The organism is Anaerocolumna chitinilytica (assembly GCF_014218355.1).
Taxonomy (GTDB): Bacteria; Bacillota; Clostridia; order Lachnospirales; family Lachnospiraceae; genus Anaerocolumna; species Anaerocolumna chitinilytica.
This window is the reverse complement of the sequence record NZ_AP023368.1, coordinates 4,777,913-4,794,335: the sequence shown is the minus strand read 5'-3', so window position 1 is coordinate 4,794,335 and position 16,423 is coordinate 4,777,913. Positions and strand designations below refer to the sequence as shown.

The window sequence follows — 16,423 nt, the reverse complement described above, 5'->3', positions numbered from 1 at the left end:
AAGGAATTCAAGTAATCATATATGAATGTTCCATTGTTAAGAAAACGTTAAGAAAATGTAAAGACATTAAGAACAGATTGATATTTTGTAAAGTTCATGTTAAGATTTTTAAGGTTTGAAAAGACGAACACCACCATAAAAAAAAGCGAATATTCGCAGATGGGAGAACAATATGACGATTTTGCTTGGTGATTTTATACATCAGATTATACATAATCCAGCGTTGTTAATTACGGTTATTCTGACGCTGGGAGTTATCCTGGTGAATGGCTGGACAGATGCACCTAACGCTATAGCTACCTGTGTATCGACTCGTTCCATGGAACCTGGGAAAGCCATTATTATGGCGGCCATTTTTAATTTCTTTGGTGTATTTGTAATGACGGCAGTGAATGCAACAGTAGCCCAGACCATTTACAATATGGTTGATTTTAGGGGAGATTCCCATAATTCTTTGATTGCACTATGTGCAGCGCTGGTAGCGATTGTAGCCTGGGCAACAGGTGCATGGGTTTTTGGTATTCCAACCAGTGAGAGCCACGCATTAATAGCTGGTCTGTCCGGTGCAGCGATTGCTTTGCAAAGAGGCATTTCCGGTATTAACTGGCATGAATGGATAAAGGTAATCTATGGCTTGGTAATATCTACAGTATTAGGTTTTATATTAGGCTTTTTGGCAGTTAGAGCAATAGAAGCTATTTTTCATAAGAAGGACAGAGGAAAGTCAAAATCTGCTTTCCAGAAAGCACAGATATTTGGCGGTGCGGCTATGGCATTCATGCATGGAGCCCAGGATGGACAAAAGTTTATGGGCGTATTTATGTTAGGAATGTTTCTGGCAAACGGACAAAGTAATGTTACGAACTTTACAATCCCTGTGTGGCTAATGATTCTTTGCTCGGCAGTTATGGCCTTAGGAACTTCTATCGGCGGATATCGTATCATAAAAACAGTTGGTATGGGGATGGTTAAGCTGGATACACATCAGGGCTTTGCCGCCGACTTAGCAGCAGCAATAAGTCTTTTAATCTCCTCCCTTACTAGTATTCCTGTAAGTACTACCCACACTAAGACAACGGCGATTATGGGTGTTGGAGCATCCAAGAGAATTTCTTCCGTAAACTGGGGAGTAGTAAAGGAAATGATTTTAGCATGGGTTTTAACATTCCCGGGCTGTGGTGTAGTAGGTTACTTAATGGCATATATATTTATGAGAATCTTCTAATTAGAAAGGAAATAATATGGCTGGTAAAAAATCATACGATTATTTTGAAGCACTTCTTGGTTTATCTAAATTTTCATTAAATGCAACAGAACTGTTAAAGAAAACACTCTCTAATTTTCAAGTATCCAATCTGGATGAGAAAATCAGAGAAATGCATAATATTGAGCATTCTGCCGATATTGCAAAGCATGATATGATTGAACATCTTGTTAAGGAATTTCTTCCTCCTATTGAAAGAGAAGATATTATCAGCGTTGCACAGCAGATTGATGATGTTACGGATGCAGTAGAAGATGTACTTTTATATATCGATATGTTCAATGTCAAGAAAATACGTCCTGAGATTTTAAAATTCACAGAAACAATCGAAGCTTGCTGCAAATCAATGTATGTAAGTGTAGAAGAATTGCGTAATTTTAGAAGATCCAAAAAACTTCACGCAGAAGTTGTAGAAGTAAACCGCCTGGAAGAAGAAGGAGACACTTTATACATCAATGGTGTTAAAAATATGTATAAAACCTCCACGGATCCTGTAGAGTTAATGGTTTGGACAGAAATTTACCGTAAGCTTGAAAAATGTTGTGATGCCTGTGAAGATGTAGCTAATGAAATTGAAAGCATCGTAATGAAAAATTCCTAATGAAGGAATGGATTAGATAAAGGCGTTAATAATTATATAAGTAAAGTAACATATACAATTAAGATAAAACGATAAGGAATACCTGTATTTTGCTTCTGGCAGATACTTGTATTCCTTTTTATTATATTTGCTGCTAATTTATGTCAAAGGAGCTATTGCAAATATATGGGGATTAGGTTATAGTAAGGAAGAAGTTTAATATAAAGGGGTATGAAATGTTGAATTTTGAGCTAACAAAGGATATTATGCAGGAAGTTAACAAAACTGTCATTGGTAAGGAAAGTATTGTTCGTAAAGTCCTTACAGCCATTATTGCAAGAGGACATATCCTGATCGAGGATATTCCTGGTGTTGGTAAGACGACGCTGGCTTTAGCCTTTTCAAAAGTAATGAATTTGGAATATAACCGTTTGCAGTTTACACCGGATGTGCTTTCTACGGATGTAATCGGTTATCATGTTATAACAAAAGACGGAGAGCTGGGAGATTATAAACGGGGACCCGTTGTATGTAACCTATTCCTGGCTGATGAAATTAATAGAACTTCATCAAAAACTCAGTCTGCTCTCTTAGAGGTTATGGAAGAGGGAAGTGTAACGGTTGATGGTATTACCATGCAGGTACCAAAGCCCTTTACTGTAATTGCAACCCAAAATCCGGTAGGCTCCATTGGCACCCATATGCTGCCGGAATCTCAGCTGGACCGGTTTATGATAAGATTATCTATGGGATATCCGGATGTAGCCGGAGAGATTCGGATGCTAAAGGACAGAAACGGAGAAAATCCTTTATCCAAGATGAATTCAATCGTCAGCAGAGAAGATATATTAACCATGCAGCAGCAGGCAGAGAAAGTTTTTGTGAATGAAAGCATCTATGAATATCTTGTAAAATTGATACTGATGACAAGAAGAGACCCTTATGTTGAGCTTGGAGTAAGCCCCAGAGGTTCAATTGCTTTACTAAATATGGCCAAGGCCAATGCTTATATAAATGGAAGAGAATTTTTGGTGCCGGATGATATCAGAAGTGTATTTTATGATATAGTATCCCACCGTATCATATTAAAGCCGGAAACAAAAGTGAATAATATTGATACCAATCAGGTCTGTCTTGGAATCTTAAAACAGGTGCAGGCCCCTAAAGTCGGTTAATATAATTTTCACACACATAGTCTCACCTGGAAATTCTGGGGAAATATGAGATGTGTTAGAAAGGACATGATTGTTAGGTTGAGAGAAAATAGAAAGAGAAAGGATGCCACCAGTGATTCTTTCAACCGCAAATGCAGTGGCAGGCACAGAATAACTGTGGTACCGTGTGCATCCTATGATCGGGAAAAGAGTTGTATATCTTATATTTATTCTATTGGCAGGTCTCTTTGCTATCTTCTATAATGTTTACTTTACCATGATCTTTTTCTTTGCTGTCCTTATCCTGCCGTTTTTATTGCTGTTTACAGCCTGGCTTTCATTAAGGAAGCTGGAAGTAAAGGTTTCTGCCCTTCCGCCCTTAACCAAGAAGGGAAATGATATCGAAGTTAAGTTCGAGGCATTGAATTCATCTGGCCTTCCAATCACACATCTTGAAATTTGTTATACCTATTGCAATGAGATATCCGGCCGGAAAAAGAAGGACAAGGTTATTTTGAGCGTGGACAAACACAGTTTGGCATACGCAGTCTTAAGATTAAAATCAGAACATTGCGGGAATATAAAAATCGCAGTTTATCGTATTAAATGCTATGATTTACTATCCTTAGGGTATATCTCTAGGAAATGGCCTTCTTGGCAGATTATATCCGTAATGCCGACACTGCATCCCATGGCAGGAGATTTGATTCGCAGGACTGCTGATATGGAGATGGATGATGAAAGTGTGCATTATCTCGAACATAAGCCGGGAAATGATCCTTCTGAAATCTTCGGAGTAAGAGATTACAAAGAAGGGGACAGGCCTAACCAGATACATTGGAAGCTTAGCAGAAAAAATCAGAAGCTGATTATGAAAGAATACAGTCAGCCTTTAAGAGACCGCTCTCTTTTCTTTCTGGATTTTAAAGTGGAAGGAGAAGGAGAGAAGAAGTTATACCAGCTGGATTGCTATATAGAAGCTGCTATGTCCGTATCAGAGGGGATACTTAAGAATGGGCATCAGCATAGGATTATATGGTATGACTGGAAAGAAAAAAAATATGTGGAAAAGGATATTATTGATAGCGACAGCAGTAATGAAGCGCAGACAGCTCTTTTAAGTGCAGCATTCTATAATACTGCAGAAGAAGAGAAAAAGCAGTACGAAGGAAAAGAAGAAGACGGCAGCAACATTATTTATCTTACGAACGAGCTGTCGGAAGATAAAATTATAAGACTGCAAAAACCGGGCATGCTGCAGCTTCATGTCATTTATATCAATGACCTTCAGAAGATGCCCTTGAAAGCAAGAACCGAAGATTTCTTAAGAAAATCCATGATTTCCTGTTATCGCATAGATATTAAAAATATGAAGGAATCAATCTTTAAACTCGGAGTTGTGAACTATTGAAGATATAATTTATATATGCCTGCCAAGTCAAGGACACAAACTGGAGACGCTAAACAATGGCAGTTTATGAATTATAGATTACATTTGGACATAATTAGATACAGAAAGAGGGCTGCATGAGAGCTAAAAAAGTGAAATCTTTTGATGGTATATCAATCAGGGGAAAAGAAATTGTAATGGGAAAAGGTAACAGTAAATTTTCCTTATTTCATTCAATCATACAGATTGTTCTGATAGATGCCGTACTGTTTAGTATCATATTTGGTTTTGCAACAGGACTTAAACTGCCGGTGGACCGAATTCCTCTTCTAGGGGCAATTATATTCTTTGGCTTAATATGCTGGGGGATTTTTCGCTATTTTAAGGCAGGGGTTGTAATTTTTCTGCCTATACTAGCTACTTATATATATGCGGGCTATAAACTCTTTAAAGAGCTTGAAAATGGTTTCTGGCAGATAGAGAACTATTTTATCATCTTAATGAACAAATACTATGGAACTCATGCATATACCTTTTTAGTGGATGACTACACACCGGCTAAGGTAATTACCCTCCTTTTGATTTTTGCTGCGCTGCCGCTGGCGATGGTGCTTAGTTTAATAATCTTAAATAAAGCTTCCCATTTTTTGTATTATCCAATAACATTACCTTTTGTCATTTTTCCTTTTGTAGTGGGACATATTCCTTCAACTGCTTCTTTCGCTACATATATAGCAGCTACCTTTGGAATATTTGTTTTGGGAAACCGGGTAAAGGTTACAGGAGCCAGAACAAAAGAAGAAAAAGCCGCAATGAGAGAGCAAAATAAGGAAATTGATGTCAACCATTATTATGTTAATATAATGGGAAGCTTTCTGCTCTTTTGTGGTGTTCTGCTGTTATTTGGAATGATCTCCATATTCTTAACAGAGCCTACCTATAATCATAAGATGAATGTTCCCAAGGTTAAGAAACAACTACAGGTGAAAATAGAGAATTTTGATATAAAGGATATTGCTGATCACTTTGGTTTTCTGAATAATGGTAAGATTGTCATATTCCACTATTATACAGCTTCTGGCGGTTTGAATGAAGGAAAGCTGGGAGGAGTGGGAAAGCTTGCTTATGATAATAAAACAGATATTATTATAGATGCTTTAGAAAATAGTCCGACAATTTATTTAAAGGGATTCATCGGAAGTACTTATAGCAGAAATGCCTGGACTGGACTTAGTGATGAAGGACTGGGAGAATATGAGAGATATAAGGACTTATGGAAAAGTATCGATATGGAGGCAGGGGATCAGACAGGGGGTCTTGTAAAGCTCCTAGCTAATATAGATAAAAATATTAATATAAACAGGTTTCATGAGGATGTAATGGATATCCAGAATATAGGAGCAAATGATAAATATATTTATGTTCCTTATTATTCTTCTCTCATGGACAATATGAATATGATTGTAGAAAATTCTGCATACGTGAAAAGTAAAGTGAAAAGCAAAAATTATTCCTTAAGCTTTTATGCTGATTTACTGAATAAGAATCTGTTAACAGAGGAGTTTGAGAAAGAGTTTATCGAATATAAGCAGAACTTAATGTATAAAGCGGCAGACCCTAACCTCGGAGAGAAATTAAGTGAACGTTTGGATGAATATTCAGAAGTTGAAAATGAATATCGAAATTTCATTCAGCGATTCTATACCCAGGTTCCTGATGCCGGGCTGTACCAGCTTAAAGCAGATATGACCGGGAAATATGCGGAGATGATAAAAAAATATGGTGAGGAAAAGGCTCTTGGTGCTTTAACAATCTATATCCGCAGTTACGTTCAGAAGAATACGGTATATTCTCTATCACCAGGTACCCTGCCTAATGGAAAAGACTTTGTAGAATATTTTCTATATGAAAAAAAACAGGGCTTTTGTACGCATTATGCCAGTGCAGCTGCTTTAGCATTTCGGTTTGCAGGAGTACCTGCAAGATATGTGGAAGGTTACGTGGCAAAACCCACGAGTATCAGGAACGGGAAAAGTATAGGAACCGAGACTATAATTGTTCCCAATGAGGATGGTTCCGAAAAGAAACAGGATATTGCTGTACGTGAAGTTCGAATCAGTGATGCGGGTGCCCATTCATGGGTAGAAGTTTATAAAGAAGGCTGGGGATGGGTTCCTGTTGAAATGACACCTGGTTATGATACGGAAGATGACAGTGAGTTCACCGGAAAGGATAATATAACACCCTCTGCTACACCGACACCGCAGGTATCTGTAACGCCAACCGTTCCCATTGATAAAGATCTCGATAGAGATAAAAACGTTGATACAACAGCAAATAACACCGCGAAAAAGACAGTTGGTTATCGTGATATCGTACGATTTATGATGGGTGCCTTGTTATCTACTATTGTACTTCTTCTGGCAATCGGAATTATTATGAAAATATACCGCTATATTATTTTTAAACAGGCTGAATCTGGGAAAAGGACATTAATTCTTTACCGAAAGGTAAAATATCTTCTAAGAATGGCAGGGATACCTTTACAGGAAGATAATTATAAATTGTCAGCACTGATAGTAGAAGATACCTTTCCACAGTTGGGAGAAAGAGAGTTTATACAGTTTATAGAGACTGCTCTTAAGGCAAGATTTGGGTATGCTCCCGTGACACCGAAAGAAGAAAAGGATGCTTACCAATACTACCATCTCCTTAAGATTACAGTGTATGGAAAGATTTCTGTAGTCAAGAAAATCCTTTGCAGTTTATATTATATATAATTTCATTGGTGTTAAATGGTATACACGATGTGACAGCTGTGCTATAATACTCTAAAAGATAAGTGCATTATACGGACAGAAAGGTATGGAAATCGAATGAAGATCAGCAATAAGATGAATAAGCAGTACACATTAATAGCCATTTATGTAATCATTACGTGCAGTATCATATATATACTGAGTCTTGTAGCAAAAAATGCATCGGGAATTATAGCGGAACTGATGCAAATGCTGAAGTGGCTCTTAAGGGTTGCAAAGCCTGTGGCAATAGCGTTTATTTTAGCATATCTTCTTGATCCTGTAGTGAATTTCTTTGAGAACCTTTATGAGAAGATACGGATAAAAAAATGGCAGTTAAAATCAGGAAGAACCCTGGCGGTACTTACCACAGTGATACTATTTTTGGCGGTTATTGTATTAGCAATTTCACTTTTGGTGTACAATGTTACAAATCAGCTAAGATTAGCTAAAGTGGATGATATCGTAATTTTAGCAACAAATTATATCAATAATATTTCGGATTTTTATAATTCTGTTCTCGATAAACTGGAGAAGGTAAATATTCACTCGGATCAGATTAATGCATATGTCAGAGATAATTTAACAAATGTAATCAGTGCACTGAGAAATGGCGGTTACTCATTTGTTAATTCTCTCTCCAATATCTCATCCTATATTACAACACTGATTTTTGCTCTGGTTATTTCTATCTATTTTATGATTGATGGCAAGATGATAAAGAATTATATCAGAAAAGTTGGCAAAGCATTTCTAAGTGTAAAGTGGAATACCAGAATCAGTATATTTTTAAAAGATGCAGATTATATATTTTCCGGCTATATCAGAGGTCAGCTCATCGATGTTTTTGTAATGATGTGTATGCTCACAGTGGTCTTATCACTGATTGGGGTGAAATATGCTATATTGATTGGAATTTTTGCCGGTTTGGGGAATCTGATTCCTTATCTGGGACCAATCATTGCTTATGTTACCACAGCTTTAAGCTGTTTGGCGTTCGGGGAGTATAAAAAGCTGATAATCGCTGTGATTGTATTGGTTATTGTGCAGGCTCTGGACGGAAATGTTATAGCACCGAAACTATTAAGTCAAAGCATTAAGATACATCCAGTTTTAGTAATCATATCCCTTATCTTCGGTAATGCTATCGGCGGACTTTTTGGAATGCTTTTTGCTGTTCCAGTCGGAGCTCTTATCAAACTTTTGTTCTCCAGGTACGTTGACACCAGACTGAAGGAGAAACAGGAAGCGCAGGAAGATATGATAAAAAAGAAAGATTATGAAAGTACGATAGTTTAAAGACATCAGGTTGCATCAGTCTCATATATTATGGATTTATGCAGCCTGTTTTTTTATTAAGAGGAATCTGTAGTAATGTTTAGAATTCTGTCGTAAGTAAGTATAAGAAGTATAAGAAAATTGTGGAAGAAAACGTAAGAAAAATGTAAGAAATCATCTAGAATTTATTTAATATATATGCTGTAATATGGTAGTGAGACAGGCGATAGCGAGGAGGAGATATTTTAGGTGATAAACCAGGCTGAAAAAATCATAGAAGTTAAAAATGTAAAGAAGATCTATCGCATGGGCCAGGAAAAAATATACGCGGTTGACGATGTGAGTTTTGACATCTATAAAGGAGAATTCTGCTGTCTGCTTGGAACTTCCGGCTCAGGTAAATCAACACTTTTAAATCTTATGGCAGGAATTGAAAAAATATCCGGCGGACAAATTATCATAAAGGGCAAGAAGATTCATAAAATGAATGAAAATAATCTGGCTAAATTCAGACAGCGCTATCTTGGATTTGTATTTCAGTCATATAATCTCATAGGCTCTATGACCGCTTTGGAAAATGTAGAGTTTCCATTAATATTTAAAAGAGTAAAAGCAAAACAGCGACGTAAAATGGCCAGAGATATGTTAAAACAAGTCGGACTTGAGGCCAGATTAAATCATAAGCCCAAGGAAATGAGTGGTGGACAGCAGCAGAGGGTAGGAATTGCAAGAGCTTTTGTGGCTAGTCCTGAAATTGTATTTGCTGATGAGCCTACGGGTAATCTAGATACCAAGACAACGATGGATGTTATGAAGCTTATTAGGACGATGGCAAAGCAGCACAGCCAGACGATTGTAATGGTAACTCATGACAGGCGTTTAGCAGATTTTGCAGATCGCATTATACATATATTGGATGGTAAGATTCAGGAAATTGAAGTAAGAGAAGTTGCAGATTCACAAGAAGAGCCAGTTTCTTCAGATGTTATTAGTATATCTGACAATGTGGAAATATCAGATATCACCGGTATACCGGACATCGCGGCAGCCGAGGAAGAAGGAAAACAGACTAAGAAACAGGAAACATCTGAACAGGAAATATCTGAAAGAGCAGAAGCAGATGAGGCCATCCCTCAAAGGAATACAGAGATAAAAACGAATAATAAAAATCAGAATAATAGAGGAAAAGAGGGTTAAAGGATGAAAAAGTTTAAGCAGATTTTCACTGCCATATTAATTATGACAATGATAGCAGCTAATTTAGCCGGAGGGGTTACTGTTAAGGCTGCGGGAGATGGTGGAAATACTACTAGCATTGTTTTCGCAGATACAATAAATGATGTTTATGGTGTTCCGGGTGAAACAATACATGTAAAAGTGCCTATTAAAGCGGTAGGTGGTTACTTATCAGAACCTAGAATTACCGTTGTAACAGAAGGAAAACCATATAAGGTAAGTAATATTACATTAACAGGAGAAGGATATACTGCAAGTAATCCTCCTATTGGTATAGGTGCTTCAAAGGTTTATATTGAGTTTGATTTAGCGGTTAAAGAAACTGCCAAAATTGGTATATCAAAATTAGAAGTAAAGATTGACGTATCATATGATAGCAATACAGGCACCAGTGGTTCATTTACACTTCCTCCCCTTAATTTTGTTATCTCTGATGAGATTGAACCAGCTCAGTTAACAGTTGATGATGTAGATTATGGAAGTGCTATAATAGGTAAAAAAATGGATCTGACCTTCACTATTAAGAATGAAGGAAAGATATCCGCTAGAAATGCTTATTTTAGTATTGATGACAAAAGTTTTGATGAAGCTAAGATTGCTCCTAATTACACAAAACTGGAGCAGAAGATTGGAAGCGCAGGAGTATTAAAGGGTGGTGAAAGCTATGCAGTAAAATTGCCGCTTAAAGTACAGAATGATGCTACAGCCGGATCAAAGAAGCTTACAGTCACCATGAAATATAAAGATGAAGATGGCACAGCCTATACGGATACCAGTCAGGTTTATATAACTTTAAGCGCGAATGAAGATGCGCCGGTTATTCAGATAGTAAGTACGAAGTATGCAAGTGAACTGGTTGCCGGGGATAAGTTTAATATGGTTATATCGATACTTAATGCCGGTAAAAGCGCTGCTAGAAATATTCAAGTAAGTGTTGAAGGATTAGGCTCGGACGGATTCTTGCCGGGTTACACCGGAAAGTCAATATCTGCCAACAATTTGGCGGTAAAGGGAAAGACAGATGTGAAAATACCGCTTATAGTGTCAGAGATGGCAAAGGTCGGTTTAAAAGAAATACCTATTACATTCTCTTATACGGATGCAAGCGGGGCCACTTTTAGCACAAAATCATCAGTATACCTTGCTGTTGAAGCAACAGAGGGAGTTGATGAAAGCGGTAAACCAAATGTTGTCATAACGAATGTAACCCAAAGCCCCAATGCACCGAATGCAGGAGCAAAAGTAGATGTAACCTTTGATATTGAGAATAAAAGTAAAATAAATATCAGTGACATAAAAGTTGCATTAGCCAGTGCTGCAGGAGATGCTTTTACTCCTTTAAGTTCTGAACCTTATTATTACATAGACGGTATAAATGCAGGTAAAAAGGCCAGAGTCAGCATGTCCTTTAAAGCACTGGACACTATAACAGAGGGAACCAATAGTCTGTCATTAAAATATTCCTATGTGGCAGGCGGAAAGACTTTTGCAGATGATACTGCTACTATCTATATTTTAAATGTGCAAAATGGTGCTGGTTCCAGCAAACCTAAACTAATTATCAGTAATTTCTCAACAGGGGAAGAAAAGCTTGTAGCCGGAAGTACTTTCGACTTTACTTTTGATATCAAAAACACTCATCCCAGTATTGATGCAAGAAATATTAAAGTAACCTTAAACCAGACAGACAATATGTTCACGGTGGAAAATGGGAGCAATACTTTTTATATCAGCAAAATACCGGCAGGAAAAAGTGTTAAAAATACATTGAAGCTAAGAGTGAAATCCGATGCTGTAACAAAATCATATCCGCTTGATATTACAATGGATTATGATTATGAAGGAGCGAAGGCAAATCCTACTACCGGACAAATCGGAGAGACCGCAAAGGAAACTATAAATCTCCAAGCAGTAGAAAATGCAAGACCGGTTGTGGATAATATAGTTGTAGGTTCTTGGGAGGCTCCTGTTGTAAACCAGCCAGGAACAATGACATTTGATTTTTATAACATGGGAAAATCCACTCTTAACAATGTAAAAGCAACGGTATCCGGTGATTTTACCTTAAGTACAGGTGATATGTACTTCATTGGTAATGTTGAAGCGGGAAGCCAGCAGTCTGCTGAGATGGAAGTAATACCTGCTGTGGAAGGCCAGGCAAAAGGTGTATTAACAGTAACTTTTGAAGATAGTACAGGGCAGGAAGTTTCGATTACAAAGGATTTTGAAGGAACTATTCAGGGGGCTTTTGTTCCGACACCCGATGACGGCACTAATCCTGGCGGTGTTGTAATAGATGCAGGCAAGAAAGCAATTCTTCCCATATGGATGTTTGTAATAATACAAATTGTTATATTGTTAGTTGGAACGCTAGTTACAAGAAAGATAAGAATTAATCTTTATAAAAAGAAATTAAGAAAAATGGAAGAGGCAGAATAAGAGAGGAGATAAGCCATGACAATTGAAATGAATCAGGATTTAGGTGTGCAGGTATATCTTCATGAAGGGAATACCTTACTGTCATCCACAAGTGTTGCTAAGGCTGCCGGTGATGGAATATCTACAGGAGATATGGGCGGTACAACAGGAGAAGTGCCTGCTGCAGGTATGGGTGGTACAGGAAAAGATCCGCTGCTATCCAGCTGGCCTTTTGTTGTCGGTATTACCTTTTTAACCTTAGCAATTAGTGTAGCATTTGGTATCTTGCTGGCAAAGCGCAAAATTAAAAAAGGGATAGAGCTTTATGAAGATTAGTGATTTAATCAAGATAGGTCTTCGGAACTTAAAACGGAGAAAAGCCAGGACGACTTTGACCGTCATGGGTGTAGTAATCGGTACCATATCAATTGTCGTAATGATATCGATTGGTATTGGTATGAAGAAGAACTATACCCAACAGGTTATGGAATACGGAAGTCTGACATCTATTAATGTCAGCAGCACAGGCGGGTATGTAGACGATAAAGGTAATTATGTCTCTGTAAAAGCAGATCCCATGAATGATGCGCTGGTGGAACAGATAAGAGCCTTACCCCATGTGAAATCTGTAGTTCCTATTATATTGACTAATATTTTTCTCTACAGCGGCAAATATGAGAATAATATTCAGTTATATGTAATAGACAGCAGTTATATAACCGGCATGGATTTTCCTGGCCTTACTGCAGGAAGTCTGCCTTCACCTACAGATTACAGAGTAATTGTTTTTGGAAGTGACTCCTTGAGTAATTTCTATAATCCAAATTCCAGAAACTATTCAGCGAAACAGGTTGATATAACAAAGGAAAAAATAAGCGTTGGCTTTAATCCTTATCAATATCAAATGGATGAGAAGAAAAAACCTTTGAGAGTGAAAGTCGAGCAATATGGATTTTTACAAAAATCCAATAACTTCGAGTTTGATTATAATGCCTATATGGATATCAATTACTTTAGATATCTGTATAATAAGTATGTGAATACCTTAAAGACAACAGAGAGAAAGAAAGCATTAACTGCCGTAGCAAACTATACGAATTTAAAAGTAACTGTCGATAATTTTAAAAATGTAGAGGATGTTCAATCGGCTATTGATAAAATGGGCTATCAGACGGACAGCTTGGCAAAATTAATGAAGCCTATGTTAAGCACAGCCAATATGCTGCAGATAGTACTTGGGGCAATTGGAGCCATATCTATGCTGGTATCGGCAATTAATATAGCAAATACTATGATAATGTCTATCTATGAAAGAACGAAAGAGATAGGTATTATGAAAGTACTTGGGTGTTTGGTAAGAGATGTTAAGAAACTATTCTTATTTGAAGCCGCAATGATAGGCTTAATCGGAGGTATTATAGGAATTATCTTAAGCTATATAACATCCTGGGCGATTAATAAATTTGGAGGACCCTTGTTTCAGGCACTAATGTCTGCAAACTACATGTATAATCCGGAAAATAGTAAATTTTCCATAATACCTTTGTGGCTTCCATTAATCGCTGCAGGACTTGCAATAATGGTGGGCGTAGTGTCAGGTTATTACCCTGCCAGCAGAGCAACGAAAATCAGTGCAATCGAAGCAATGAAAACAGAGGGCTAAGAATAGCTGAATACAAAATTATAAACCGTCACTTCTATGTTGATGTAAGCTGCATGGAAGTGACGGTTTATTTCGTTTATTTCGATATATTGATATATCAGCCCTTATAAGCGACTCTTATTTTAAAATATTACCCATACTTATAGACTGAGAGTGGAATTTCGAAGAAATTTGTCCTTAATATGCGAAAATTATATATAATTGCCTTGACACAAAGTTATATAAGTGGTATTATTTAGTTCGCTGTTTCATTACAGCAATGTTTGTTTTCTTATATGAATAAATAATCAGATTATATTGTGATTTGTATTAAAAATTCAAGTTATATATTTAAAACACATAATTGAAAAATATGTTAAAAAAATCTGATAAAAAAAGTTTTAAATAAATGTTGACAAACAATTATCTCTGTGTTATAGTAATAAAGCACTGACGAGCTGCTGAAAACAAAACAAAAGAAACCGCTTAAATGGTTGCTGAATTTGTTTGATAAGTTCGAAAGAGCATACAGAACCTTGATAACTGAACAGTGAAACAACCCTGAAATTTTCTTTAAAATTTCATTGAGAGATAGAAGAGAATGTTGCTTCTTATTTATAAGAAATGACAGCATCGGAAATTGATCATAAAGAACCGTATCAGAAATGATACAACCTTAAAACAGTAAAGTAGTAGGTAGCTTCGGCTACAGACTATCGGAAATAACAATTGTTCGAATCTTAGATTTGAATAGCCAATGTTAATTCTGAAAATGATTAAACTTTAATTTGAGAGTTTGATCCTGGCTCAGGATGAACGCTGGCGGCGTGCTTAACACATGCAAGTCGAACGGAACTTGTAAGTGGAAGTCTTCGGATGGAAACTTACTTGTTTAGTGGCGGACGGGTGAGTAACGCGTGGGTAACCTGCCTTACACAGGGGGATAACAGCCGGAAACGGCTGCTAATACCGCATAAGCGCACAGTGCTGCATGGCACAGTGTGAAAAGATTTATCGGTGTAAGATGGACCCGCGTCTGATTAGCTAGTTGGTGGGGTAACGGCCTACCAAGGCAACGATCAGTAGCCGGCTTGAGAGAGTGAACGGCCACATTGGGACTGAGACACGGCCCAAACTCCTACGGGAGGCAGCAGTGGGGAATATTGCACAATGGGGGAAACCCTGATGCAGCGACGCCGCGTGAGTGAAGAAGTATTTCGGTATGTAAAGCTCTATCAGCAGGGACGAATAAATGACGGTACCTGACTAAGAAGCCCCGGCTAACTACGTGCCAGCAGCCGCGGTAATACGTAGGGGGCAAGCGTTATCCGGATTTACTGGGTGTAAAGGGAGCGTAGACGGTGATGTAAGTCAGATGTGAAAGCCCGGGGCTCAACCCCGGGACTGCATTTGAAACTATGTTGCTAGAGTGCAGGAGAGGTAAGTGGAATTCCTAGTGTAGCGGTGAAATGCGTAGATATTAGGAGGAACACCAGTGGCGAAGGCGGCTTACTGGACTGTAACTGACGTTGAGGCTCGAAAGCGTGGGGAGCAAACAGGATTAGATACCCTGGTAGTCCACGCCGTAAACGATGAATACTAGGTGTTGGGGGTCAAAAGACCTTCGGTGCCGTCGCAAACGCATTAAGTATTCCACCTGGGGAGTACGTTCGCAAGAATGAAACTCAAAGGAATTGACGGGGACCCGCACAAGCGGTGGAGCATGTGGTTTAATTCGAAGCAACGCGAAGAACCTTACCAGGTCTTGACATCCCCCTGACCGGTCCGTAACGGGACCTTTCCTTCGGGACAGGGGAGACAGGTGGTGCATGGTTGTCGTCAGCTCGTGTCGTGAGATGTTGGGTTAAGTCCCGCAACGAGCGCAACCCTTATTCTTAGTAGCCAGCGGTTCGGCCGGGCACTCTAGGGAGACTGCCAGGGATAACCTGGAGGAAGGCGGGGATGACGTCAAATCATCATGCCCCTTATGATCTGGGCTACACACGTGCTACAATGGTGACTACAAAGGGAAGCGAAGCTGTGAAGTGGAGCAAATCCCAAAAAGGTCATCTCAGTTCGGATTGTAGTCTGCAACTCGACTACATGAAGCTGGAATCGCTAGTAATCGCGAATCAGAATGTCGCGGTGAATACGTTCCCGGGTCTTGTACACACCGCCCGTCACACCATGGGAGTTGGAAATGCCCGAAGTCTGTGACCCAACCGTAAGGAGGGAGCAGCCGAAGGCAGGTTCAATAACTGGGGTGAAGTCGTAACAAGGTAGCCGTATCGGAAGGTGCGGCTGGATCACCTCCTTTCTAAGGAAGTAAGTAAGGGTTGTTTTACTGTTGAGTTATCAAAAAAATTTCCGGTGGCGATGCGCTTATGGGACACACCCGTTCCCATCCCGAACACGATGGTTAAGACATAAGCGGCCGATGGTACTATACTGGAAACGGTATGGGAGAGCAGGTGGCTGCCGGATTATAAAAAATAATAAGCAATTGTTATAATAGAAAAGCTTGTAGAAATCAGAACAAGCCATAAAGTTTCAAATAGGGTTATAGCTTAATTGGAAAAGCAGCTGATACACAGCAGACATGAGTTCAATTCTCATTAGACCACTGTTTCAGGACATAAGAAAGTATGAAAAGTATTCAGTAG

The 16,423-nt window shown here is 38.4% G+C and carries 10 protein-coding genes, 1 tRNA gene and 2 rRNA genes; all 13 read left to right on the top strand.

The window, feature by feature from the left end; genetic code table 11:
• Positions 1 to 172: 172 nt before the first annotated feature.
• Positions 173 to 1,225 carry an inorganic phosphate transporter gene (locus bsdcttw_RS20890; protein WP_185256722.1) on the top strand — a complete coding sequence of 351 codons (1,053 nt, stop codon included), beginning with the start codon at positions 173 to 175 and terminating at the stop codon, positions 1,223 to 1,225.
• A 16-nt stretch (positions 1,226 to 1,241) separates the two neighbouring features.
• The gene (locus tag bsdcttw_RS20885) at positions 1,242 to 1,865 is read left to right on the top strand and encodes a DUF47 domain-containing protein (RefSeq protein WP_185256721.1); all 624 of its coding nucleotides are present in this window, start codon (positions 1,242 to 1,244) and stop codon (positions 1,863 to 1,865) included.
• A gap of 215 nt (positions 1,866 to 2,080) precedes the next feature.
• Positions 2,081 to 3,019 carry an AAA family ATPase gene (locus bsdcttw_RS20880; protein WP_185256720.1) on the top strand — a complete coding sequence of 313 codons (939 nt, stop codon included), beginning with the start codon at positions 2,081 to 2,083 and terminating at the stop codon, positions 3,017 to 3,019.
• Between the two features lie 175 nt (positions 3,020 to 3,194).
• Positions 3,195 to 4,409 carry a DUF58 domain-containing protein gene (locus bsdcttw_RS20875; protein ID WP_185256719.1) on the top strand — a complete coding sequence of 405 codons (1,215 nt, stop codon included), beginning with the start codon at positions 3,195 to 3,197 and terminating at the stop codon, positions 4,407 to 4,409.
• Positions 4,410 to 4,525: 116 nt separating this feature from the next.
• The gene (locus bsdcttw_RS20870) at positions 4,526 to 7,168 is read left to right on the top strand and encodes a transglutaminase-like domain-containing protein (RefSeq protein ID WP_185256718.1); all 2,643 of its coding nucleotides are present in this window, start codon (positions 4,526 to 4,528) and stop codon (positions 7,166 to 7,168) included.
• A gap of 96 nt (positions 7,169 to 7,264) precedes the next feature.
• The gene (locus bsdcttw_RS20865; RefSeq protein ID WP_185256717.1) at positions 7,265 to 8,485 is read left to right on the top strand and encodes an AI-2E family transporter; all 1,221 of its coding nucleotides are present in this window, start codon (positions 7,265 to 7,267) and stop codon (positions 8,483 to 8,485) included.
• A gap of 228 nt (positions 8,486 to 8,713) precedes the next feature.
• Positions 8,714 to 9,661 (top strand): ABC transporter ATP-binding protein, encoded by a 948-nt coding sequence (locus bsdcttw_RS20860; protein ID WP_330602298.1) that lies wholly within the window; start codon positions 8,714 to 8,716, stop codon positions 9,659 to 9,661.
• A 3-nt stretch (positions 9,662 to 9,664) separates the two neighbouring features.
• Positions 9,665 to 12,139, top strand: coding sequence for a COG1361 S-layer family protein (locus bsdcttw_RS20855; RefSeq protein ID WP_185256716.1), 2,475 nt, complete (start codon positions 9,665 to 9,667; stop codon positions 12,137 to 12,139).
• A gap of 15 nt (positions 12,140 to 12,154) precedes the next feature.
• Entirely contained in the window at positions 12,155 to 12,454 is a 300-nt protein-coding gene (locus tag bsdcttw_RS20850) for a hypothetical protein (protein ID WP_185256715.1), read from the top strand.
• Entirely contained in the window at positions 12,444 to 13,781 is a 1,338-nt protein-coding gene (locus tag bsdcttw_RS20845; protein WP_185256714.1) for an ABC transporter permease, read from the top strand. The genes bsdcttw_RS20850 and bsdcttw_RS20845 overlap by 11 nt, the downstream gene beginning before the upstream one ends.
• Positions 13,782 to 14,544: 763 nt before the next feature.
• A 16S ribosomal RNA gene (locus bsdcttw_RS20840) occupies positions 14,545 to 16,077 on the top strand.
• Between the two features lie 49 nt (positions 16,078 to 16,126).
• Positions 16,127 to 16,244: ribosomal RNA gene (gene rrf / locus bsdcttw_RS20835) — 5S ribosomal RNA — on the top strand.
• Positions 16,245 to 16,316: 72 nt separating this feature from the next.
• A tRNA-Val gene (locus bsdcttw_RS20830) sits at positions 16,317 to 16,386 on the top strand.
• Positions 16,387 to 16,423: the final 37 nt, after the last annotated feature.